Genomic DNA, 23,562 nt, shown 5'->3' with positions numbered 1-23,562 from the left:
GTTCTCAAGGAACGGTCGCTTCCTTTGTACTCACCCTCTCGGGCTTTCCTCCGGGCTTCCCTTCGGTCTTGCGTTTCCGACTCTATCAGATCTTTCCTCGACCCGATTTCCTCGGTGCTTTCCAGGTTTCCGCTCTCGCGTTTCCCTTTCCGGCGGTTCCGACTTTATCAGAAGTTCTGAGTCGGAATTTCCACCCGGTCCGGGGCAACCGGATCCAGTCCATGAAGCACTGGGGTTCCCGGTCGGGCAGAGCCGTAAACCTACTGGAGCGGGGTCCCTCGATGCAAATCGAGGGACCCCGCTCCGGGTTGGTCAGACCTCCACGACCACCGGGAGGATCATCGGCCTGCGCCGATAGGTGTCCGAGACCCACTTGCCGAGGGTCCGGCGGATGAGTTGCTGCAGCTGGTGGGGTTCCACGACGCCGTCCTGGGCCGAGCGTTCCAGGACCTCCGCGATCTTCGGGAGGACGGCTGCGAACGCCGAGTCGTCGATGCCGGACCCGCGGGCCTGCACGTGGGGGCCGCCCGTGATCTTGCCGGTGGACGAGTCGACGACCACGAAGACCGAGATGATGCCCTCGTCGCCGAGGATCTTCCGGTCCTTGAGGGCCGGCTCTCCCACGTCGCCGACGGAGAGGCCGTCGACGTAGACGTATCCCGCCTGGACCTTGCCGGAGATCTTGGCCTTGCCGGCGACGAGGTCGACGACGACGCCGTCCTCGGCGATGACGATGCGGTCGTGCGGGACGCCGGTGAGGGCGCCCAGCTCGGCGTTGGCCCGCAGATGGCGCCATTCGCCGTGGACCGGCATGAGGTTCTTCGGCCGGCAGATGTTGTAGAAGTACAGCAGCTCACCGGCGGAGGCGTGGCCGGAGACGTGCACCTTGGCGTTGCCCTTGTGGACGACGTTGGCGCCCCAGCGGGTCAGGCCGTTGATGACGCGGTAGACCGCGTTCTCGTTCCCGGGGATGAGCGACGAGGCCAGGATGACCGTGTCGCCGTCGACGATGCGGATCTGGTGGTCGCGGTTGGCCATCCGGGACAGCGCGGCCATCGGTTCGCCCTGGGAGCCCGTGCAGACCAGAACCACCTCGTGGTCGGGGAGGTCGTCGAGCGTCTTGACATCGACGACCAGGCCCGGCGGGACCTTCAGGTAGCCGAGGTCCCTCGCGATGCCCATGTTGCGGACCATGGAACGGCCGACGAAGGCGACCCTGCGGCCGTACTCGTGGGCCGCGTCCAGAATCTGCTGGATGCGGTGGACGTGGCTGGCGAAGCTCGCCACGATGATGCGCTTGCGGGCGCTGCCGAAGACCTGGCGCAGCACGTTCGAGATGTCGCGCTCGGGCGGGACGAACCCGGGGACCTCGGCGTTCGTCGAGTCGGCCAGGAGGAGGTCGATGCCCTCCTCGCTCAGTCGTGCGAACGCGTGTAGATCGGTGAGGCGGTTGTCCAGCGGGAGCTGGTCCATCTTGAAGTCGCCGGTGTGGACGGCCATGCCGGCCGGGGTGCGGATGGCGACCGCGAGGGCGTCCGGGATGGAGTGGTTGACGGCGATGAACTCGCAGTCGAAGGGGCCGACGCGCTCCCGCTGGCCCTCCGCCACTTCCAGCGTGTACGGGCGGATGCGGTGTTCCTGGAGCTTCGCCTCGATGAGCGCGAGGGTCAGCTTGGAGCCGATCAGCGGGATGTCCGGCTTCTCGCGGAGCAGGAAGGGGACGCCGCCGATGTGGTCCTCGTGGCCGTGGGTGAGGACGATGCCCTCGACGTCGTCGAGGCGGTCCCGGATGGACGAGAAGTCCGGCAGGATCAGGTCGATTCCGGGCTGCTCCTCCTCGGGGAAGAGCACTCCGCAGTCGACGATCAGCAGGCGACCGCCGTACTCGAAGACGGTCATGTTCCGGCCGATCTCGCCGAGACCGCCGAGTGGTGTGACGCGGAGTGCGCCCTCGGGGAGCTGGGGCGGCGGGCCGAGTTCAGGATGCGGATGACTCAAAAGACTCTCCTCAACCACGCACGCCACGTACCGGTCGGGCACGTGGCGTGCGTGACGTTCGTGCTTAAGCAGTTGTCGTTGTCTTGGTGGGGTGCGGGCACCGGTGGTCCCGCTTATTCAGTTGTGAAGCGTTGCTGCGCGGACGGCCGCGCAGAAGTCTGTTGTCAGAGTTGTACCCCGCCGGCGGCAAGATCGATCTTGAGCTGGGCAATCTCCTCGGCCGAACATTCGACCATGGGGGCGCGCAGGGGTCCTGCGGGCAGTCCCTGGAGGGCCAGGGCGGCCTTGGTGGTCATGACGCCCTGGGTGCGGAACATGCCGGTGTAGACGGGGAGCAGCTTCTGGTGGATCTCGGCGGCCTTGACGACGTCACCTGAGGTGTAGGCGTCGACGAGGGCCCGCAGGTCGGGGGTGACCACATGGCCGACGACCGAGACGAAGCCGACCGCGCCCACGGAGAGCAGCGGCAGGTTCAGCATGTCGTCGCCGGAGTACCAGGCAAGGCCGGACTGCGCGATGGCCCAGCTCGCGCGGCCCAGGTCGCCCTTGGCGTCCTTGTTGGCGACGATCCTCGGGTGTCCGGCGAGGCGGACGAGCGTCTCGGTGCTGATCGGGACGCCGCTGCGGCCGGGGATGTCGTAGAGCATCACGGGCAGCCCGGTGGCGTCGGCGACGGCCGTGAAGTGCCGGTACAGGCCCTCCTGCGGGGGCTTGTTGTAGTACGGCGTGACGACCAGCAGGCCGTGCGCGCCGTCGCGCTCGGCCTGGCGGGCCAGCTCGATGCTGTGGTGGGTGTCGTTGGTGCCGACTCCGGCCACGACGTGGGCGCGGTCGCCGACCGCCTCCAGTACGGCTCGTACCAGGTCCGATTTCTCCGCGTCACTGGTGGTGGGCGACTCGCCGGTGGTCCCGTTGATGATCAGGCCGTCGTTGCCTGCGTCCACCAGGTGGGTGGCGAGCCGCTGTGCGCCGTCGAGGTCGAGTGCGCCGTCCGCCGTGAACGGCGTGACCATGGCGGTGAGGACCCGCCCGAAGGGGGTCTGCGGAGTGGAGGTCGGAGCCATGGGTTACACGCTACTCGGTGCTCACGGCGCGGTCTGCCCTTGGGGTGCGGGGAAAGTCCTGACAAATGCGGAGCCCGGCACTGCCTGCTCGGGGGTTCAAGCAGTGCCGGGTCCGTTTGATCAGGCTAGATGAACTTCTCTAAATGCCGCAATACGGACACCTCCAGAGGGCGATCCGTACGGATGTCCCAGCCGAAGGGACGGCTCACCTCCAAGGGAGCGCGGGCCTTCTGTATGCCTACGATGAGGGCCCCATCGCCGGAGCGGTACGGCCGCTACCCGCCCCGCCGCCAGGAGTGACGGGGCCAGCGTGCGAGGATTACGCCCCTCTGCCCCATTCTGAACTGGAGTGATCACATGCACGCGGTCGAACCACAGGTGCATCTCATTGGTCGCCCCGAGCTCGACTACGACGAGATCGCGGCGTACCTCAAGGATGTCGGTGGGGAGAAGTGGCTGGAGCGCATCGACCGCGGTGAGCTGGACGACGCGCAGAACCTCGCAGAGTTCGCCGGCCGCATCTGCTACCGCTCCTGGGAGCCAGGCCTCAACCCGAACGTCACGCGCATCCGCGCGGACCAGGAAAAGTATCTGATGAACATCCTGGCCAGCGCACATGGGTCGGTCCTGGAACACGTCAACTTCAACTTCATCCTGCACAACGTCAGCCGGGTCGCGACCCACGAGCTGGTACGCCACCGAGCGGGTGTGGCGGTGTCCCAGGAGTCGCTGCGCTTCGTGCGTCTGGACGACCTGCCGTTTTGGTTCCCGGACTGGGCGGAGCAGGACGAGGAGCTGATGTCTCGGGCCGACGGACTACTCAAGGAGATGGAAGCCTTCCAGCGCTGGATGGCGGACCACTTCGGCCTAGACAACGAGGGGGTGCCCTTTGCCGAGAAGAAGGCGAAGACCTCCTTCATGCGACGGTTCGCACCCGAGGGCCTGGCGACCGGCCTGGTCTGGAGCGCCAACGTACGAACCCTGCGCCACGTGATCGAGAACCGCACCGCGGCCGGGGCCGAGGAAGAGATTCGCCTTATTTTCGGAAAAGTGGGCGAGCTCATGGTGAAGGAGGCTCCAGCCCTCTTCGGTGACTACACCGTCGAGGACGGAGCCTGGATCCCGGGTTGGCGGAAGGTCTGACCGCCCCACACCTCGTCCCGTCCAAGATGGCCGGGCTGTTCCAGCAAGGTCGTGCTGGAACAGCCCGGCCATCTTGTGTGGCCGAGGGCTCAACGAAACGTCCCTGGGCTCCCCTGGCAGGCGCCCTTCAACACGATCCCGCTGGCGAGAAGATTCGAAGTGGGCTCCTCCACAACCACCTCGTACGTCTCCTCGACGCCACCTCTCCCGATCGTCATAACGGTGTGAGGCCTCGCGGCCGCGATCATCCCGGCGCGCCGCGCGAGCCGCTGTTCCTCGGCGTTCTTGACCGCGTGGCACGGCTCGCAGATCGGAGACAGATTGCGCTCGTCCAACGCTTTCAACAGATCACTGACGACAGGAACGACGTGGTCCAGTTCAAGTTCCGCTCTGGGGAAGGGCACCCTGCACACGTAGCAGGCATCCACGGGTTTGATCAGCCGGTTCCGTTGCATCGAGGTCCAGACTCCGATGCCGCGGCGCAGGCTGGGAGGAATCGTCGCCTCTGAAGGCCGCGGGATTCTTCCCGCCACCATGACGCTGCCACCAACAACGAGATCCTCCGCCCTGCGCCACCCTTCGGGAGTCAGGATCCCGCTGCCCACACCGCATCTGAGCTGTTTTCCGCTCTGTGTGCCGAGCAGCAGAACAGGCTCGACGCCCTTACATCGGACATCCAGGATCCGGGCACGAGCCGCCAGCAATGTCTGCTCGTCGTACGCCCGAACGTGGTTGCGGCGCACCGACGCCAGCAGCCTCTGGCGGTGGTTCGGGTTGCCTTCCCGAAACTCCGCAACGGCCCGCTCAGCCGTTGCACGCTCCTCATGCAGGCCCAGCCACCGTGTCTCTCCCCGGAACCTGACCTGCGCCTGCCACTTGCCAGTAGCACTGTGCTTCTTCACCCCGCCCTTCACCACCGGGTCGGCGTCACTGACCCCTTGGTGCCAGAGACGATGAAGCTCCCCTGCTCGCCGTCGGCGTAAGTCCCCTTTCGGGTTCACCAGAGTGATCTCTGTGGAGGCGGTGAGCCTCCCACTTGAGTAACCGGCCGCCTCCCGCAGTTCCAAACCCACGTCTTCACAGCACCGTCCACCCGCCCCAGCACTCACTCTCTGCACCTCTCTGGTCACCCAAGGGGAGCTCCTGACTCTAGAGCGAGCCTCTGACATCAACGCGTTCGGTACCGGGGCGCGACATACGGCAGCGAATTTCTGTGAATTCGGTGAAACCGGGCACCTTCGGGGCCACTCGCCCGTCTGTGTAGATGACAGACACTCGTTCGATCCCGAGAGGGGATGCACCGCCCATGTTCGGTCGGCGCGAACCGGTTCCGTTCGCCTTCCTCGCCGAAGCCGACAGGTTCCGGAGCAATGTGGCTCCACCACCCCGCCAGCGGTCGTCCGTGAGCCAGATAGCCGGGCGGTGGCTGCTCGGGCTCACCCTCGTGGCCGGGCTGGTCGGCTCGCTGGTCCTCGGTATGCCGGCGCTCTCCACGCCGTCAGACACCCAGACCCAGCAGTCGCAGGCCTCCCAGGGGCGCTGACTCTTCCGGACCCCCGTGAGTGGTGGGCGGGAAGACGGGCGGATAGCCTCACCGGGCACAGCCCACGCATGGATTGAGTGAGGACCAGCCGTGCCCCTGCCCTTCCTGACGGCCGACCGCACCTATGACGCGGCACTCGACAACGCCCTGCCCTTCGACGACCGCGACCGCTGGCGGCGCCCCTACCGGCCCGGGCCGTGGCGGGTCGGCGGAGCCGCCCTGTGGCTGCTGCTCGCCTCCTTCGTGCTGTTCGCGGCGGTCGCGCTGGCCCTGACCGGCTCGCTGTCCTCCGCCGGGACGGTCCTCGGCATCGCCCTGCTGATCATCGCCGCCGCCCTGCGGATACTGCGCATGGGCGTGTGGGTGAGCGCGCACGGCGTGCGCCAGGTGGGTCTGCTGTACACGCGGACGGTGCCCTGGAAGCGGGTCGTGGAGGTGCGTACGGCGCAGCAGCCGGTGCGGTGGCTGGGTCTGCCGCGGACCGTGCAGGGGCAGGCGCTGACCCTCGTACGCAAGGATCGTGCCCCGGCGGACACCGAGCCGTTGCTGACCACGCACGGGATGGACTTCGTGGGGCGGGCGTCGGCCTTCGATCGTGCGGCGGACGTGGTGGAGGCGTGGGCGGCGGAGTACCGGCGGGGGTAGCTCCGCGGGAAGCGCCGTGATGTGACGTCTTTCGTCCGCGGCACCGTCGTGGCCGGTCGCGCAGTCCCCCCGCGCCCCTACGGGGCGCTGCCGGGACGCGGTCGCTCAGGCCTCCAGTGGCCTGCCGTCGTGCAGGGCGATGGCGCGTTGCATTGCCTTGCGGGCGCGTGGGGTGTCGCGGGCGTCGTGGTAGGCGACGGCGAGGCGGAACCAGCTGCGCCAGTCGTCGGGGGCGGCCTCGGTCTCGGCCTTGCGCTTGGTGAAGACCTCGTCGGCGGAGTCCCGGTCGATGCGGCCGCCGGGCGTGCGCTTCAGCTCGTCCACGGGCAGGCCGCCCTCGGCGTCGAGTTCCGCGGCGAGGGCGTTGGCCCGGCGGACGAACTGGGTGTTCTTCCACAGGAACCACAGGCCGATGACCGGCAGGATCAGCACCGCCACCCCGAAGGTGACGGTGAGGACCGTGCCGGTCTGGATGAGCATCACGCCCCTGCTGCCGACCAGGACGAAGTAGAAGAGGAGGACGGCGGCCGTGAGGGCGTAGGAGAGCTTCGCGCGCATGAGCAGGTGCCTTCCGGGGCTCAGCCCAGGTCCAGGAAGTTCTCCAGGCCGAAGGTCAGGCCCGGAGTGGTCACCACGCGGCGGGCGCCGAGCAGGATGCCCGGCATGAAGCTGCTGTGGTGGAGGGAGTCGTGGCGGATGGTGAGGGTCTCGCCCTCGGCGCCGAGGAGGACCTCCTGGTGGGCCAGGAGGCCGCGGAGGCGGACGGCGTGCACGGGGACGCCGTCCACGCTGGCGCCGCGCGCGCCGTCCAGGGCGGTGACCGTGGCGTCCGGTGCGGGCGCCGTGCCGGCCTTCGCGCGGGCCTCGGCGATGAGCTGGGCCGTGCGGGTGGCGGTGCCCGAGGGGGCGTCGACCTTGTTCGGGTGGTGGAGTTCGACGACCTCCACCGACTCGAAGTAGGGCGCGGCGATCTGCGCGAACTTCATCGTCAGGACGGCGCCGATGGAGAAGTTCGGGGCGATGAGCACGCCGGTCTCCGGGGACTGGGCGAGCCAGCCCCGCAGCTGCGCGAGGCGTTCGTCGGTCCAGCCGGTGGTGCCGACGACGGCGTGGATGCCGTGGCGCACGCAGAAGTCGAGGTTGCCCATGACCGAGGCGGGGGTGGTGAGTTCGACGGCGACCTGGGCGCCGGACGCCTCCAGCGCCTCCAGCTTGTCGCCCCGGCCGAGGGCGGCGACCAGCTCCAGGTCCTCGGCGGCCTCCACCGCCCTGACCGCCTCGGAGCCGATCCGGCCCTTGGCGCCGAGGACCGCCACGCGCAGCTTGCTCATCTTCGTCTTCGTTCCTTACCGGTGGGGTGTCAGGCGACGGCGTCGTGCAGGCGTGCGGCCTGCTTGTCCTTGAGCGGGCCGATGACCGACAGCGAAGGGCGCTGTCCCAGGATGTCGCGGGCGACCGAGCGGACCTCGTCCGGGGTGACCGCCGCTATCCGGGCCAGCATGTCGTCGACGGACATCTGCTCGCCCCAGCACAGTTCGCTCTTGCCGATACGGTTCATCAGCGCGCCGGTGTCCTCCAGGCCGAGGACCGTGGAGCCCTGGAGCTGGCCGATGGCGCGGCCGATCTCGTCGTCCGGCAGACCGTTCTCGGCGACCTGGTCGAGTTCGTCCCGGCAGATCTTGAGGACGTCGTGCACCTGCGAGGGCCGGCAGCCGGCGTAGACGCCGAACAGGCCGCAGTCGGCGAAGCCGGACGTGTACGAGTACACGCTGTAGGCCAGGCCGCGCTTCTCGCGGACCTCCTGGAAGAGCCGGGAGGACATGCCGCCGCCGAGGGCGGTGTTGAGCACGCCGAGCGCCCAGCGGCGGTCGTCGGTGCGGGCGAGGCCGGGCATGCCGAGGACGACGTGCGCCTGCTCGGTCTTGCGGCCGAGGAGTTCGACGCGGCCCGAGGTGCGGATGGTGCGGCTGCCGTCGCGCGGGGCGATGGGCTGCGCGTCGGAGCTCCTGAGGGCACCGGACTTCTCGAAGGCCGCGCGGACCTGTCGTACGACCTTGTTGTGGTCGATGTTGCCGGCCGCGGCGACCACCAGGTGGGTGGGGTCGTAGTGCTTCTTGTAGAAGCGGCGGATGCGGTCGGCGGTCAGGGCGTTGACCGTGTCGACGGTGCCGAGGACCGGGCGGCCGAGGGCGTTGTCGCCGAACATGGTGTGCGCGAACAGGTCGTGCACGCAGTCGCCGGGGTCGTCCTCGGTCATGGCGATCTCTTCGAGGATCGCGCCGCGCTCGACGTTGACGTCGTCTTCCAGGATCAGCGAGCCCGTGAGCATGTCGCAGACGACGTCGATGGCGAGCGGCAGGTCGGTGTCGAGCACGCGTGCGTAGTAGCACGTGTACTCCTTCGCCGTGAACGCGTTCATCTCGCCGCCGACCGCGTCGATGGCGGAGGAGATGTCCAGGGCGGAGCGGCGCGTGGTGCCCTTGAAGAGCAGGTGCTCCAGGTAGTGCGTGGCGCCGTTCAGGGCGGGGGTCTCGTCGCGGGAGCCGACGTGGGCCCAGATGCCGAAGGTCGCGGAGCGGACCGAGGGCAGGGTCTCGGTGACGATGCGCAGGCCGCCGGGGAGGGTGGTCTTGCGGACCGTGCCGATGCCGTTCTCGCCCTTGATCAGGGTTTGGGTACGGGCGACGGCCCGCGCCTCCGAGGAGGTGCGGGCCGTCGTCGTAGAGCTGCTCGACGTCACTTGTCGGTGTCGTCCTTCTGCTCGTCCTCGGAGCCTTCCTCGCCCTCGATCACGGGGATGAGGGAGAGCTTGCCGCGGGAGTCGATCTCGGCGATCTCGACCTGGACCTTCTGGCCCACGCCGAGGACGTCCTCGACGTTCTCCACGCGCTTGCCGCCGGCCAGCTTGCGGATCTGCGAGATGTGCAGCAGACCGTCCTTGCCGGGCAGCAGGGAGACGAACGCACCGAAGGTGGTCGTCTTCACGACCGTGCCCAGGTAGCGCTCGCCGACCTCGGGCATCGTCGGGTTGGCGATGCCGTTGATGGTCGTACGGGCGGCCTCGGCGGACGGGCCGTCGGCGGCACCGATGTAGATGGTGCCGTCGTCCTCGATGGTGATCTCGGCGCCGGTGTCCTCCTGGATCTGGTTGATCATCTTGCCCTTGGGGCCGATGACCTCGCCGATCTTGTCCACGGGGATCTTGACGGTGATGATCCGCGGGGCGTTGGGGGACATCTCGTCCGGGGTGTCGATCGCTTCCATCATCACGTCGAGGATGTGGAGGCGGGCGTCACGGGCCTGCTTGAGGGCGGCGGCCAGGACGGAGGCCGGGATGCCGTCCAGCTTGGTGTCGAGCTGGAGGGCGGTCACGAACTCCTTGGTGCCGGCGACCTTGAAGTCCATGTCGCCGAAGGCGTCCTCCGCACCGAGGATGTCGGTGAGGGTGACGTAGTGCGTCTCGCCGTCGATGTCCTGGGAGATCAGGCCCATGGCGATACCGGCGACGGGGGCCTTCAGCGGCACACCGGCGTTCAGCAGCGACATGGTGGAGGCGCAGACCGAGCCCATGGACGTCGAGCCGTTGGAGCTCAGGGCCTCGGAGACCTGGCGGATCGCGTAGGGGAACTCCTCGCGCGTCGGCAGGACCGGCACGAGGGCGCGCTCGGCGAGGGCGCCGTGGCCGATCTCGCGGCGCTTCGGGGAGCCGACGCGGCCGGTCTCGCCGGTGGAGTACGGCGGGAAGTTGTAGTTGTGCATGTAGCGCTTGCGGGTCACCGGGGAGAGGGTGTCCAGCTGCTGCTCCATCCGGAGCATGTTGAGGGTGGTGACGCCCAGGATCTGGGTCTCGCCACGCTCGAACACCGCGGAACCGTGCACGCGCGGGATGGCCTCGACCTCGGCGGCGAGCGTACGGATGTCCGTGACGCCGCGACCGTCGATGCGCTTCTTCTCCTTGATCACGCGCTCGCGGACCAGCTGCTTGGTGAGCGAGCGGTACGCGGCGGAGATCTCCTTCTCGCGGCCCTCGAACTCCGGGAGCAGCTTCTCGGCGGCCAGACCCTTGACGCGGTCCAGCTCGGCCTCGCGCTCCTGCTTGCCCGCGATGGTCAGCGCGGAGGCGAGCTCCGGGCGGACGGCGGCGGACAGCGCCTCCAGGACGTCGTCCTGGTAGTCGAGGAAGATCGGGAACTCGCCGGTCGGCTTGGCGGCCTTCGCGGCGAGGTCGGCCTGCGCCTTGCAGAGGACCTTGATGAAGGGCTTCGCGGCCTCCAGACCGGCGGCGACGACCTCCTCGGTGGGCGCCTCGGCGCCGCCCTTGACCAGCTGGATGGTCTTCTCGGTGGCCTCGGCCTCGACCATCATGATCGCGACGTCGCCGTCCTCGAGGGCGCGACCGGCGACCACCATGTCGAAGACGGCGTCCTCGAGCTCGGAGTGCGTCGGGAAGGCGACCCACTGGCCGTTGATCAGCGCGACGCGGACGCCGCCGATCGGGCCGGAGAAGGGCAGACCGGCCAGCTGGGTGGACGCGGACGCGGCGTTGATCGCGACGACGTCGTACAGGTGGTCGGGGTTGAGCGCCATGATCGTGGCGACGACCTGGATCTCGTTGCGCAGGCCCTTCTTGAAGGACGGGCGCAGCGGGCGGTCGATCAGGCGGCAGGTGAGGATCGCGTCCTCGCTCGGCCGGCCCTCACGGCGGAAGAAGGAACCCGGGATCTTGCCGGCGGCGTACATCCGCTCCTCGACGTCCACCGTGAGGGGGAAGAAGTCGAGCTGGTCCTTGGGGTTCTTGGAGGCGGTGGTGGCCGACAGCACCATGGTGTCGTCGTCCAGGTACGCCACGGCGGAGCCGGCGGCCTGCTTGGCCAGGCGGCCCGTCTCGAAGCGGATGGTGCGGGTGCCGAAGGCGCCGTTGTCGATGACGGCCTCGGCGTAGTGGGTCTCGTTCTCCACTAGCGTTTTCTCCGTTACTTTCGTCTGCGTTACGTCTTTTGTCCCGGTCTGCCCGTGTGGCAGGGGGACGGTGTCGGAGAAGCGCGCCGTGCTGTGCGGGCCGGTCTTCGATCGAAGCACCCGGGGCTCGCTTCCCCCCGGGGGCCACTACCGAGGACCGGCGGCGGCTTGGGTGCGCTTCTCCTTGTTCGTTCTGCGTTGTCGTGCTGTGTCGTGCGTATTGCGTTGTGCTACCACACTACAAAGCGTGAGTGACACTCCGCACGTTTCCGCACGTACGGCAAAGGGAGCGGCCCCGGTGTGTCTCTCCGGGAACCGCTCCCTTCACGGCGTCTTACTTGGCGCCCGCCGCACCGCGGCGGATGCCCAGGCGGTCGACCAGCGCACGGAAGCGCTGGATGTCCTTCTTCGCCAGGTACTGCAGGAGGCGACGACGCTGACCGACCAGGATCAGCAGACCACGACGGGAGTGGTGGTCGTGCTTGTGGACCTTGAGGTGCTCCGTCAGGTCCGAGATCCGGCGCGACAGCATGGCGACCTGGACCTCGGGAGAGCCGGTGTCACCCTCCTTGGTACCGAACTCGGTGATGATCTGCTTCTTCGTGGCGGAATCGAGCGACACGCGTACTCCTCGTAGTCTGTGTAGTGCCTCCGAGTGCTCCCGGTCTGCATCGCGGGAGAGCTTCCGTTACTCGGGAGGCGGGGATCCGCTGGGCGCTGCCTCCGGGGTCCGCGGGGGACTCCGGGGGTGCGTACACAAACGGCCGTCGTCAAGAGTACCAGTGCCGGTACGGGGCTCTGTCCCGGGGATCCGGAAGAAAGTACGAGGCCGCTGCCACCGCCAGTAGTGTGACGGTCACAGCCTAGGTACGACGGGAAGGGGTCGCTGCGGGATGAGCGAGACGGCTGAGGAGATGAAGGCGCGCAAGGAGCGGGAACGGGACGAGCTCTACGCGCTCGACATCTCGGGCGTCGAGTGGCACTGCGCGCCCGGTACCGAGCAGGACGAGGAGCGCGTCGAGATCGCCTACCTGCCCGAGGGCGCGGTGGCGATGCGGTCGTCGCTCGACCACGGCACCGTGCTGCGGTACACGGAGGCGGAGTGGCGGGCGTTCGTGCTGGGCGCCCGGGACGGGGAGTTCGACCTGGAGCCGAACGAGCGCAACGGCGGACTGGCCGCCCAGTAGACGACCGGGACTTCACCCGGGACTTCACGGGGCGGCACGCGCGTGTGCCGCCCCCTTCCTCCTTTTCCTCCTTCGTGATCCCGTGAGGCCGGCCGCCGTCCCCGCCCCGCCCTCTCCGCCCCTCGCGGCATCCGTGCGCAATGTCCCTCTTTCCAGGGCTGGTTCGTCCGCTTCCTCTCTGCTTCGTCTGCACTCACGCGGACCGGTGACCCACGCCAACTGGTACCCGAAGTGACGGTTCTTGCCCGTTTTGTTCATCGATTGTTCGGCAATACGAAGGCCCCGCACACCACTTCGGGGCAGGGTGTGACCAGGCGGACCTCTGACGAGAGGCGGACGGGCCTGCCGAGGTGCGGCTCGCGGTGATTAGGCTGGGAGGGTGGCACGACGTCCGGACCGTGAATACGGCGTCGGTGTCCCGAGGGGGAGAGCCGGTGGATCGGACTACCTCACACGAATACGGATGCTGAGAACGACACGACATGGTCGTCGCGCCGGCACGGCATGAGGGTGCTCGACCACACCAGGAGGAACTGTGAGCAGCGATCGGGACGGGATCCGCGGGGGCTGGGCCACACCCGGCGATGACCAGCCCGACGCGGAGTCCCTCAACGAGATGACGGGCGAGTTCACCATCGACTACGCGCCGCCCGCCTGGTACACGCAGAACGCGGCCGACGGTTCCGGTCCGGCGACCGGCGGTCCCGGTGCACCGGGTGCACCCGGACCCGCGGGTGCGGCCGGCGCGGAGAACGGGCCGGGTGCGGGTGCCGGTCCGGGGGCGGGTGGCGCCGGTGCGGGGCGTGCCGCCCAGCCTCGTTCGCCGTTCCCGCCGGGGGCGCCGATTCCCGGGCTGACCCCTCCTCCGCACGCCCAGCAGGGGGGTGGGAGGCCGGGTCCCGGGGTGCCCTTCACTCCGCCGCCGGCCGCTGCTCCGACGTCCGCTCCGGGCGCGCCGTTCACCCCGCCGCCGACGTCGACTCCCGGCGCGCCGTTCACACCGCCGCCCGCGTCGACTCCGGGTGCGCCGTTCACTCCGCCGCCCACCGCGACGCCGGGTGCGCCCTTCACGCCTCCGGCGGCTTCGGTGCCTCCGGCGGCTTCCGTGCCTCCAGTGGCTTCCGTGCCTCCGGTGCCGGGTTCCGCGACGCCCGGGGCGCCCGCGGCGCCGGCCACACCGCCGCCCGTTTCGACGCCGGGAGCGCCGTTCACCGCTCCGCCCGCGTCAACTCCCGGAGCGCCGTTCACTCCCGCGCCCGCGTCAACGCCAGGGGCTCCGTTCACCCCTCCGCCCACCTCCACGCCGGGGGCGCCGTTCACGCCGCCGGTTCCGAGCGCGGACGCCGGGGCGCCGGCCGCCCCGCCCATGGCACCGTTCACCCCGGCCCCGGCCCCGACCGTGCCGCCCGTCGGTGGTCCGGCCGGCGTGCCGCAGCTGCCGGTCGGTTTCGAGCCGCAGTCGGCCATCGCCGAGGAGCCGGCGCCGGAGCCCGAGGAGGGCGACGGTGACCTGGAGAGCGGTTCGACCATCCGGCTCTCCCCCGTCGCGCTGAAGCGCGAGATGGCCGAGGCCGCCGAGCCCGCTGCCGCCGAAACAGGCAAAGAGGAAGGCGAATCGGAGGCGGCGGCCGTCGCGCTTCCGGCGAGCTTCGATGCGGACGCCGAGGACGCCGACGACACCGAAGACTCCGCGAACGCCGAGGACATCGACGAGGGGGCCGAGGACGTCACCCCCGGTGCCACCGACGCCGACGGTACGGACGCGACGGAAGGGCACGTGCGGGAAGCCGTCCCGGCGGACGGCACGGATGGCACGGACGACACGGACGAAGGCGAGTTGGCCGACGCGGTCGTCGCGGACGCCCATGACGGCGACGACGGCAACGACGCCGAGGCTCGCGCCGAGGCCGACGAGCCCGTAGCCGCCGTCGACGCCGTCGAGCCCCCCGCCGCGGTCCCCGCGCCTCCGGCCCCGCCGCAGGACGCGCCCCCGGCTCCCGAGGACATCGTGCCCACCGCCTGGGCTCCCCCGCCGACCCCTCCTGCGGTGGTTCCGCCGCTGCCGCCGTCGTACCAGCCCGCGGCTCCCGCGCCCGCCGCCCAGTGGCCGGTCCAGCCGGCGGCACCGGAACCCGCGCCCGGTCAGCCGCAGGCCCAGCCCGCCGCCGCACAGGGGCAGCAGCCGTTCCAGCCCGCGCAGGCACCGCAGCCGGCGCCCGCCGCCTGGAACCAGCCCGCGCCCCCGCAGCCCGGACAGCCGCAGCCGTACGCACCGCAGCCCGCCGCGCCCGACGCACAGGGCGGCTACGGCTTCCCGCAGCCGGGCGTCCCCGTTCCGCCACCGCCGCCGCAGGCGCCGGGCGGGTACGGCTTCCCGCAGCCCGGGCAGCCGCTGACCCCGGGCCAGCCCGGCGGTTACGGGTTCCCGCAGCCGGGCCAGCCGCCGCAGGCCGCCCCGCACGCCCCGCAGGACCCACGCGCCGCCCAGGCACCGCAGCAACCGCCGCAGAGCCCGCAGGCGGCCGAGCCGCAGGCCGCGCAGCCCCAGCCGCCCGTCGACCCGCGGGCCGGCGCCGCCTGGCCGCAGCCCATGCAGCACGACCAGCGGCAGATGACCAACCCCGGTGCCGCGCCGCTGGGTTACACGGCCGCCGTGGAGCTGTCCTCCGACCGGCTGCTCAACAACAAGAAGCAGAAGGCGAAGAGCGGCCGGCCCGCCGCCGCGGCCTCCCGGTTCAAGATCGGCGGGAAGAAGGAGGAGGCCGAGCGGCAGCGGAAGCTGGACCTGATCCGCACGCCGGTGCTGTCCTGCTACCGGATAGCGGTGATCAGCCTCAAGGGCGGCGTGGGCAAGACGACCACGACGACCGCGCTGGGCTCCACGCTCGCCACCGAGCGCCAGGACAAGATCCTCGCCATCGACGCCAACCCGGACGCCGGCACCCTCGGCCGCCGCGTGCGCCGCGAGACCGGGGCCACCATCCGCGACCTGGTCCAGGCGATCCCGTACCTCAACTCCTACATGGACATCCGGCGGTTCACCTCGCAGGCCCCGTCCGGCCTGGAGATCATCGCCAACGACGTCGACCCGGCCGTCTCCACCACGTTCAACGACGAGGACTACCGGCGCGCGATCGACGTACTGGGCAAGCAGTACCCGGTCATCCTCACCGACTCCGGCACCGGCCTGCTCTACAGCGCCATGCGCGGGGTGCTCGACCTCGCCGACCAGCTGATCATCATCTCGACGCCGTCGGTGGACGGGGCGAGCAGCGCGAGCACGACGCTGGACTGGCTGTCCGCGCACGGGTACGCCGACCTCGTGTCGCGGTCCATCACCGTCATCTCCGGAGTCCGCGAGACCGGCAAGATGATCAAGGTCGAGGACATCGTGCAGCACTTCGAGACGCGCTGCCGGGGTGTCGTGGTCGTGCCGTTCGACGAGCACCTGTCCGCCGGTGCCGAGGTCGACCTCGACATGATGCGGCCCAAGGTGCGCGAGGCGTACTTCAACCTCGCGGCGATGGTCGCCGAGGACTTCGTACGCCACCAGCAGATGCACGGCCTGTGGACCAACGACGGCAACCCGCCGCCGGTCGCCGCCCCGCCCATGCCCGGCCGGCCCCTGCCCGGGCAGCAGCAGTACGCACCCGGCCAGCCGCAGCAGCCGTACGCCGCTCCTGGCCAGCCCCAGCCGTACGCGCCGCCCGGACAGCCGTATCCCCCGCAGCAGCAGCCGTACCCGGGGCAGCAGCCGTATCCGCAGCAGGAGCTGTACGGCCAGCCGCAGCCGGGCACCCAGCCGTACCCGCAGCAGCCGGGATACGGCTACCCGCAGCAGCCCCCGCAGCCGCCGCAGGCGCCGCAGGACCAGCCGCCGCAGCAGTAGCCGGAACGCCGAAGGGCGGTCGGTGCGACAGGGCACCGACCGCCCTTCGGCGTACTGCTTCTGTTTCTGCCTCTGCCGAGTTCTCCGCCGGATCAGGCGTGCTCGGCCGCCACCAGCTCGCGGCAGCGCTTGACGTCCTCGGCCATCTGCTCCAGGAGGGCGTCGAGCGACTCGAACTTGGCCTGGCCGCGGACGTAGGCCAGGAAGTCGACGGCGACGTGCAGGCCGTACAGGTCCAGGCCCACGCGGTCGATGGCGTACGCCTCCACCGTGCGCTCGGTGCCGTCGAACTGCGGGTTGGTGCCGACGGAGATCGCGGCCGGCATCACCTCGCCCTGTGCGTGCAGGTAGCCGGCGTAGACGCCGTCGGCGGGGATCGCGGTGTGCGGGAGGGTCTCCACGTTGGCGGTGGGGAAGCCCAGCTCACGGCCGCGCTGGGCGCCGCGCACGACCACGCCCTCCACCCGGTGCGGGCGGCCCAGGATCTCGCGGGCACCCGCCATGTCGCCCCCGGCGACCAGGCGCCGGGTCAGGGTCGAGGAGAACGGCTCGCCGCCGCCCGCCTCACCGCGCACGAACAGGTCGACGACCTCGACCTCGAAGTCGTACACCTTGCCCTGCTCGACGAGGAACTCGACGTTGCCCGCGGCCTTGTGGCCGAAGCGGAAGTTGGGGCCCTCGACGACCGCCTTGGCGTGCAACTTGTCGACCAGGACCTTCACCACGAAGTCGGCGGCCGAGAGTTTCGAGAACTCGGTGGTGAACGGGAGGATCAGCACCGCGTCCACGCCCAGGTCCGCCATCAGCTCGGCGCGGGTGTGGTGCGGGGCGAGCAGCGGCGGGTGGCTGCCGGGGCGGACGACCTCGCTGGGGTGCGGGTCGAAGGTGACGACGACGGCCGGGATGCCCAGCTCACGGGCGCGGTCCACGGCATGCCGGATGATCAGCTGGTGACCGCGGTGCACCCCGTCGTAGGACCCGATGGTGACGACGCTGCGCCCCCAGCCCTCGGGGATGTCCTCCAAGCCACGCCAGCGCTGCACTGTGTCCGCTCCTCGAACCTGTGTCCGTTGTCCGTCTTACGCAGGTCTAAGGGTGCCATGTTTGCCCGACCCGTCTCACACCGGCACGGTCGCTGTGACCGGGCGCACGTGTCCGCGCTCACGCCGGGACCCGGACGCCCGCCAGGTTTCCCAGCATCCGGCGGGTGCTGGGGCCGACCACCGCGGCCCACTCCTGCGGGGTGTCGGTGAGCCAGCGGGCCATCAGGACGGCGAATCCGGGGACGTGCCGGCCGAGGTCGACCAGCCCGCGGTCGAAGAGGGTCGCCCCGTCCGGGGTGCGGACGAGCAGCAGCCCGGTGCGCCTGACCAGCTCGCGCATCCCGTCGCCGTCGTCCTCGCGCTGTGCGGCGGCGGCGTGCAGCAGCGCGTCGAGGACGCCCGGGGCGCGCTCACGGGCCAGCAGGAACTCCAGGAGTTCCCGGCGCAGCGGTCGGGAGGCGGGGGTGCCGGCCGCGCCGAGTACGGTCGCGAGGGCCGCCCGGACCGGCTCGGGTCCGTCGTCGAGCAGCTCGGTGACCAGGGGCAGGAGGACGGTACGGGCCGTGGCGCCCTGGTCCAGGCGGCGTTCGACGAAGCCCGCCACCTGCCCGGCCAGCTCCGGCCGCAGCTCGGCGGTCTCCAGGACCAGCTCGGCGATCCGCCGGGCGAGGGCGGGCGCGGTGACGTGGGCGAGCGTGCGCAGTACCTGGGCGGCGTCCGGTCCGCGCAGCCGGGCGCGGAAGGCTTCCAGGATCTCGTCGGAGTGGGTGGTGAGGGCGGGGACCAGGGCGGCGGGGGTGAGCTGGTGGTCGCCGTCGGCGAAGTGCCGCAGCGCCTGCGGGAGATGGCGGGCGCGGGTCGCCGGGTCGCGGACCAGGAGGGCGAGGGCGCCGCCGTGCAGGGTGCAGTCGGCGGGGCGGGCGAGCAGGGCGAGGGCGGCGTAGCGGAGCAGTTCGCGGTCGGGTTCGCTGTGCACGTGCGGGGCGGTGCGCAGCCCGTGGGCGATGGCGGCCACCCGGCGGGCCGGGCGCTCGTCGTGCGCCCAGCGGTCGACGGCCCGGCACACCGCCGACGGCTCGTCCTCGGCGAGTACGGCGAGGAGTTCGTCGCCGCGCCGGTGGGCGGCGTCCACCAGCACCTCGGTCAGGTCGTCCAGGGCCCGGTGCCGGTGGGTGTGCAGCAGCGCCTGGGCGGCCGTCGCCACGGTGGCGTGCGGCATCGCGGGCAACGGCCGCTCGTCGTCGAACCACCGGGTGAGACACGGCTGTACGGCGGTGGGGTCGGCGGCCAGCAGGCGGGCCACGGCGTCCAGGTAGCGGGGGGCGGTGCCGTCGGGCTCCTCCATCGGGGGCCGGGACGGTGGCCTGGTCGGCCGGAGCGGCTGGGTCGGATGAGTCGGCTGGGTGGGCCGGGCAGGCCGTGGGCCGAAGCGGCTGATGCGCGCGGTCTCCGGGGCCGGGCCCGGGTCCGGCTCAGGCAGCGGCTCGTCGGCGAGGACGAGCCTGCGCAGCAGATCGAAGCGGTCGGGGTCCGGGAGGGCGAGCGCGGTCCAGAAGTCCGGGCCGAGCTCCGGGGGCGCGATACGCGGCCGGCCCACGACCCGGTCGGCGAGCAGCCGGAGCACCCCCGTGTACGGGGTCGCGTCGGGCAGCCCCAGCAGGGTCTGGGTGAGCAGCCGCGCGGCCCACCAGGAACCGGGGTCCAGATCGAGGGCGTGCACCAACTCGTCCAGTCGAGGCGTGAGTCGGGTGGGCCCGTACTCGCGGTCGAGCAGCAGCAGGGCCTGGACGACCGGGCCGACCCTGTGGTGCGGGACCGGCAGGGGGTGGACGCCGAACGGGGTGCGGGAGCGGTGGACGAGGGCGTGCAGGGCCTCGTCCAGGTCCAGGTGCATGCCCTGGATCCAGTCGGCGAGTTCCTCGTGGGCGAAGCGGTAGCCGGCGCCGGCGGGCACCAGCAGGCCCTCGGTGAGCACGGCGGAGGCCCACCCGGAGCCACCGCCGAGGTGGGCCGGGACGGGTCCCCAGGGGAACACCGCCTCGAACGACTCCCGGTCCAGTTCGCCCTGGCCGGGGCCGAGGCTGCGCCGGGCGGCCTCGTGCACCTGGCCCGAGACCCGGGCGGCGAGCCGCCGTACGGCCGTGCCCCGCAGGCCGTTCTCGGCGGCCAGGCGGACCGCGATGCGCAGGCACATCAGGTCGAGGTGGGCGGCGAAGACGTCGTGCCGGTCGAGCGGGTCGTCGTCGGCCGGGGCGTCCGGGAGGGCGGCGCGGACCTCGGAGAGCAACCGCAGGGCGAGGGGGTGGCGGGCGTCGCGGTCGATGAGGGCGCCGTCGGGGATGCCGTAGCGGGCGCGGGCGCTGCGGGCCTCGTCGGGGGTGAGGTCGGTCAGCCGGACGCAGGCGGGGTCGCCGGGGCCCTGGTGCAGCAGGTCGGGCGGGAACTCGGCGCCTGCGTGCTCCCAGTACTCCTCGCGGCAGGCCAGGAGCAGGCGGGCGCCGGTGTCGCGCAGCCAGTCCGCGGTGCCCTCGGTCCAGGCGGGGAGCCGGTGGGCGAGGACCGGGGGCATCTCCTCGGGGCCGTCCAGCAGGAGGAGGAGCGGGCGGCCGGCCCGGGCAGCGAGGCGGGCCAGCCGCTCCACGGTCAACTCTCCGAGATCTCCGGCGAGTTGGGAGCGGGAGGCGGCGACGATGCGGACCGCGCGGTCCAGGGAGCGGCGGGCCGCGTCGGCGACGGAGTCGTCGGTGTCCCTGAGGTCGGCGCCGCGGAGCCAGAGGGTGGGGGCCGGGTTCGCTTCGCGGGTGCGGTGGGCCGCGAGGGCGGCGAGTTCCGTGGTGCGGCCCGTGCCGGGGGCGCCGACGAGGGCCAGGACGGTGGCGGTGGCTTTTCCGGCGCGGGTGCCTTCGGCGAAGGCCGACAGTTCCTTTGCCGTCGCGGCTCGTTCTACCGGTTGGACGGGGTCGGTGTATTCGCCTGCGAGTGCCATGAACGGTGGTGGCGCGAGTGCGGGTGCGTCGTGGCTGGTCGCGCCCACGCGGCGGTAGCCGCATGTCTGATACAGCCCCGCGCCCCTTTGGGGCGGGGGGCCGTCCTGGCCCACGGAGGTGGCCGTCAGTTCCAGTACGCCTGCGAGGTTGAGGTCGGTGCCGTAGGCCGGGACCGTGGCCGCGTTGGTGGCGAGGAGGTCGGCGAGGGGGCCGCTGTCGGGGTGGTGCAGGGGGACGGCGAAGCCCACGTCGCGCTGGCCGGACTGGAGGGCGGTGCCGAGGACTGCCAGGACCGCGCCGGTCTCCGCGTCCAGGACAGGGCCGCCGGCCGCCCCGCCGCCCAGTCGCAGGGCGTCCCGGCCCGCCGTGCCGATCGCCAGCTCCAGGGCGTCTTCGAGGAGGTGGAAGCGGTCGGTGGCGGTGTACGTCACCTGGGTCGCGGCCAGCACCCGGGCCTCGCGCCAGCGGTCGGCGGCGATGCGCACGTAGGCGCCGGCCGGGATGCGTTCCCGTACGGTGATCGGGAGCGGGTCCACGGCGAGGCCCTCGGTGCGGACCAGGGCCAGGTCGTAGGCGGGCAGCGGGACGACGGCGTCCGAGCCGACCACGCAGGTGCGGTCCCCGGCCGCGTGCAGCACGATCCGGGCGAGGCCGTCGACGGCCTCGTGACTGGTGATGAGCGTCCCCTGGTGATCGGCGAGGAAGCCGGTGCCGCGCGGGCGTCCGGCGAGGTCGCGGACCCGGACCAGCCGCTCGTCCAGCCCCGTTTCCGTCTCGTGCCCGGTTCCCGGCTCCCGTCCCGTTCCCGGCTCCCGCCGCGCCTCCCGCGTACCGTCCGCCGTCCGGCGACCGCTCCCGGTCCGCGGGCCCCGTCCCGCCATGATCGAACCTCCCCGCCCGTACACCCGTGCCCTTTGTCCCGGGCTGTCTTCGACCGTAGGCGCGAAATGATCAGCGGGACAGAGCGGGCGGTGAACGCGCCCCCCTCCGCTCCCCCGGTTCACTCCGAGCGCCTGCTCGGTCGGGTGAATAGCCAGGTGCGGGTGGATACACCCTAGGGGTGGGGGAACCGAGGGGGGACCGTGGAGCGGCGGCGGCGCCAGACCCCGTGGCCGCCGCTCCACGGGCACACCGGGGGTTCAGCCGAAGACGGCGAGGCTCTTCGCCTTGCCCTTCTGCTCCTCGACGAGCGCCAGGAAGCGGCCCTCGGGGTCGAACACCGCGACGGGACCGGCGGCCGCGTACTCCTCGGGCATCTCCAGGCGTACGCCGTTGAGCAGCAGCCTGGCCCGCTTGGCGTCGACGTCCCAGCGGCGGAACGCGGCCCCGGCGGCCTCCGCGATCGGCATCACGGTCAGCTCCTGCTGGAGCTGGTCGAGGGTGCGCGCGGAGTCCAGCTTGTACGGTCCGACGCGGGTCCTGCGCAGCGCGGTGAGGTGGCCGCCGACGCCCAGGTCGGCGCCGAGGTCGCGGGCGAGGGCGCGGATGTAGGTGCCGGAGGAGCAGACGACGGAGACGACCAGGTCGAGGACGGGGGTGCCGTCCTCGGCGACGGCGTCCCGTACGTCGTACACGGCGAACGACGAGACGGTCACCGGGCGGGCCGGGATGTCGAAGTCCTCGCCGTCCCGGGCGCGCTTGTAGGACCGCACGCCGTCGATCTTGATGGCGCTGACCTTGGACGGCACCTGCATGATGGCGCCGGTCAGCTTGGCGATGCCGGCGTCCACGGCCTCGCGGGTGACCTTGGAGGCGTCGGTGGACGAGGTGATCTCGCCCTCGGCGTCGTCCGTGACGGTGTCCTGCCCGAGGCGGATCGTCCCCAGGTACTCCTTCTCCGTGAGGGCGAGGTGCCCGAGGAGCTTGGTGGCCCGCTCGATGCCGAGGACGAGGACACCCGTGGCCATGGGGTCGAGGGTGCCGGCGTGCCCGACGCGCCGGGTGCGGGCGATGCCCCGCATCTTGGCGACGACGTCGTGCGAGGTGAAGCCCGACGGCTTGTCGACGATGACAAGGCCGTCGGGCGGGGTGGGCTTGCTGGTCATTCGGTGGCGTCGTCCGTCTCGTCGGCGGAGTCCTCGCCCGGCTTGCGGTACGGGTCGGCGTCTCCGGCGTAGTCGGCGCCCGCGGAGGTCTCGCGGACCTTCGCGTCGGACTGGCGCGCCCGGTCGAGGAGGTCCTCGATGTTCCGGGCGGTGTCCGGGAGGGCGTCCGCGACGAAGGCGAGGGTCGGCGTGAACTTCACGCCCGCGGCCCTGCCGACCTCGGACCGGAGGATGCCCTTGGCGCTCTCCAGACCGGCGGCGGCGGCCTTCCGCTCCTCCTCGTCGCCGTACACCGTGTAGAAGACGGTTGCCTCCCTGAGGTCACCCGTGACCCGGGTGTCCGTGATGGTGACGTGCGAACCGAGCCGCGGGTCCTTGATCCCGCGCTGCAGCTTCTGGGCCACCACCTCTCGGATGAGGTCCGCCAGCCTTTTCGCCCGCGCGTTGTCGGCCACTGGTCCGTCTCCCGTTCTCTCTTCTCGTCGTTCTCAAGTCTCAGGTCTAGTCGTCGTCGCCGTGGAAGCGCCGTCGCACGGACAGCAGCTCCACCTCGGGGCGGCCGGCGACCAGCCGTTCGCACCGGTCGAGTACGTCGGTCAGGTGCGCGGCGTCTCCGGAGACCATGGCGAGGCCGATGCCGGCCCTGCGGTGAAGGTCCAGATGGTCCACCTCGGCGGCACTCACGGCGTACTTCCGCTGGAGTTCGGCGACGATCGGGCGGACGACGGAGCGCTTCTCCTTCAGCGAGTGGATGTCGCCGAGGAGGAGGTCGAAGGACAGAGTCCCCACGTACATGTATGTAACCGGTTAACCCGCCGGCTCGGGATCGATGGCCCTGTCAGGAACGGTACCCCGTCCCTGCCGGGGGCTCGACCGACTTTCCCCAGCGATGGAAGTCCGCCGCGTCGCCCGTCCGCCCACCCGACTCGGTGGGCCGAGAGGCCCCGCCACGGGGCTCCGCCCCGGACCCCGACCTCACCCACCCACCACCCGACTCGGCAGGTTGAAAGGGTGCCCCCCCCGGTACCCGACTCGGCGGGTTGAAGGGCGCCCTCTCGG

At 71.1% G+C, this 23,562-nt stretch carries 18 protein-coding genes; 5 read left to right on the top strand and 13 right to left on the bottom strand.

The genetic code is table 11. The annotated features are described in order from the left end of the window. Positions 1-312: 312 nt before the first annotated feature. On the bottom strand, positions 313-1,998 hold the full coding sequence (locus tag ACGF5O_RS34475; RefSeq protein ID WP_393813805.1) for a ribonuclease J: 1,686 nt from the start codon (positions 1,996-1,998) through the stop codon (positions 313-315). 164 nt (positions 1,999-2,162) lie between these two features. Next, on the bottom strand, positions 2,163-3,062 hold the full coding sequence (dapA, locus tag ACGF5O_RS34470; protein ID WP_393813804.1) for a 4-hydroxy-tetrahydrodipicolinate synthase: 900 nt from the start codon (positions 3,060-3,062) through the stop codon (positions 2,163-2,165). Between the two features lie 357 nt (positions 3,063-3,419). Between dapA and thyX the strand changes: the two genes are divergently transcribed. Continuing rightward, the gene (gene thyX, locus ACGF5O_RS34465) at positions 3,420-4,205 is read left to right on the top strand and encodes an FAD-dependent thymidylate synthase (protein WP_393813803.1); all 786 of its coding nucleotides are present in this window, start codon (positions 3,420-3,422) and stop codon (positions 4,203-4,205) included. Between the two features lie 89 nt (positions 4,206-4,294). Here thyX and ACGF5O_RS34460 read toward each other — a convergent pair whose 3' ends face one another. Continuing rightward, positions 4,295-5,335, bottom strand: coding sequence for an HNH endonuclease (locus tag ACGF5O_RS34460; protein ID WP_393813802.1), 1,041 nt, complete (start codon positions 5,333-5,335; stop codon positions 4,295-4,297). Positions 5,336-5,511: 176 nt separating this feature from the next. Between ACGF5O_RS34460 and ACGF5O_RS34455 the strand changes: the two genes are divergently transcribed. Further along, entirely contained in the window at positions 5,512-5,748 is a 237-nt protein-coding gene (locus tag ACGF5O_RS34455; protein ID WP_362583119.1) for a hypothetical protein, read from the top strand. A gap of 90 nt (positions 5,749-5,838) precedes the next feature. Beyond that, positions 5,839-6,393, top strand: coding sequence for a hypothetical protein (locus tag ACGF5O_RS34450; RefSeq protein WP_393813801.1), 555 nt, complete (start codon positions 5,839-5,841; stop codon positions 6,391-6,393). Positions 6,394-6,498: 105 nt separating this feature from the next. Here the strand turns inward: ACGF5O_RS34450 and ACGF5O_RS34445 are convergent, their stop codons facing one another. The 5 genes from ACGF5O_RS34445 to rpsO all read right to left on the bottom strand — a co-directional run bounded on the left by ACGF5O_RS34445 (position 6,499) and on the right by rpsO (position 11,974). Beyond that, positions 6,499-6,951: a hypothetical protein gene (locus tag ACGF5O_RS34445; protein WP_393813800.1), complete on the bottom strand. Its 453-nt coding sequence runs from the start codon at positions 6,949-6,951 to the stop codon at positions 6,499-6,501. Between the two features lie 20 nt (positions 6,952-6,971). Beyond that, positions 6,972-7,724 carry a 4-hydroxy-tetrahydrodipicolinate reductase gene (gene dapB, locus ACGF5O_RS34440; RefSeq protein ID WP_393813799.1) on the bottom strand — a complete coding sequence of 251 codons (753 nt, stop codon included), beginning with the start codon at positions 7,722-7,724 and terminating at the stop codon, positions 6,972-6,974. Positions 7,725-7,753: 29 nt separating this feature from the next. After that, positions 7,754-9,133: a M16 family metallopeptidase gene (locus ACGF5O_RS34435; RefSeq protein WP_393813798.1), complete on the bottom strand. Its 1,380-nt coding sequence runs from the start codon at positions 9,131-9,133 to the stop codon at positions 7,754-7,756. Further along, positions 9,130-11,352, bottom strand: coding sequence for a polyribonucleotide nucleotidyltransferase (locus ACGF5O_RS34430; RefSeq protein ID WP_393813797.1), 2,223 nt, complete (start codon positions 11,350-11,352; stop codon positions 9,130-9,132). Before ACGF5O_RS34430 ends, ACGF5O_RS34435 begins: the two co-directional genes overlap by 4 nt. A 334-nt stretch (positions 11,353-11,686) precedes the next feature. Next, positions 11,687-11,974 (bottom strand): 30S ribosomal protein S15, encoded by a 288-nt coding sequence (rpsO, locus tag ACGF5O_RS34425; RefSeq protein WP_393813796.1) that lies wholly within the window; start codon positions 11,972-11,974, stop codon positions 11,687-11,689. Positions 11,975-12,245: 271 nt separating this feature from the next. Here rpsO and ACGF5O_RS34420 point away from each other — a divergent pair, with 271 nt between their 5' ends. Continuing rightward, positions 12,246-12,539: a DUF397 domain-containing protein gene (locus tag ACGF5O_RS34420; RefSeq protein ID WP_181804473.1), complete on the top strand. Its 294-nt coding sequence runs from the start codon at positions 12,246-12,248 to the stop codon at positions 12,537-12,539. A gap of 535 nt (positions 12,540-13,074) precedes the next feature. Beyond that, on the top strand, positions 13,075-16,428 hold the full coding sequence (locus ACGF5O_RS34415) for an SCO5717 family growth-regulating ATPase (RefSeq protein WP_393813795.1): 3,354 nt from the start codon (positions 13,075-13,077) through the stop codon (positions 16,426-16,428). A gap of 92 nt (positions 16,429-16,520) precedes the next feature. On the opposite strand, the gene ACGF5O_RS34410 is transcribed toward ACGF5O_RS34415, so the two are convergent. From ACGF5O_RS34410 to ACGF5O_RS34390, 5 genes are all read right to left on the bottom strand, one after another. Next, positions 16,521-17,471, bottom strand: a complete 951-nt coding sequence (locus ACGF5O_RS34410; RefSeq protein WP_393813794.1) for a bifunctional riboflavin kinase/FAD synthetase — start codon at positions 17,469-17,471, stop codon at positions 16,521-16,523. Positions 17,472-17,589: 118 nt separating this feature from the next. Further along, positions 17,590-21,339 (bottom strand): trypsin-like peptidase domain-containing protein, encoded by a 3,750-nt coding sequence (locus ACGF5O_RS34405; RefSeq protein WP_393813793.1) that lies wholly within the window; start codon positions 21,337-21,339, stop codon positions 17,590-17,592. A 258-nt stretch (positions 21,340-21,597) separates the two neighbouring features. Next, the gene (gene truB / locus ACGF5O_RS34400; protein WP_393813792.1) at positions 21,598-22,503 is read right to left on the bottom strand and encodes a tRNA pseudouridine(55) synthase TruB; all 906 of its coding nucleotides are present in this window, start codon (positions 22,501-22,503) and stop codon (positions 21,598-21,600) included. Further along, positions 22,500-22,958, bottom strand: a complete 459-nt coding sequence (gene rbfA, locus ACGF5O_RS34395; protein ID WP_393813791.1) for a 30S ribosome-binding factor RbfA — start codon at positions 22,956-22,958, stop codon at positions 22,500-22,502. Before rbfA ends, truB begins: the two co-directional genes overlap by 4 nt. A 46-nt stretch (positions 22,959-23,004) precedes the next feature. After that, complete coding sequence (locus ACGF5O_RS34390) at positions 23,005-23,298, bottom strand: DUF503 domain-containing protein (protein WP_046732584.1); 294 nt, start codon at positions 23,296-23,298, stop codon at positions 23,005-23,007. Positions 23,299-23,562: the final 264 nt, after the last annotated feature.

This window comes from Streptomyces sp. NPDC048291, assembly GCF_043201715.1.
Lineage (GTDB): Bacteria > Actinomycetota > Actinomycetes > Streptomycetales > Streptomycetaceae > Streptomyces.
This window is presented reverse-complemented; position numbering and strand designations above follow the sequence as displayed.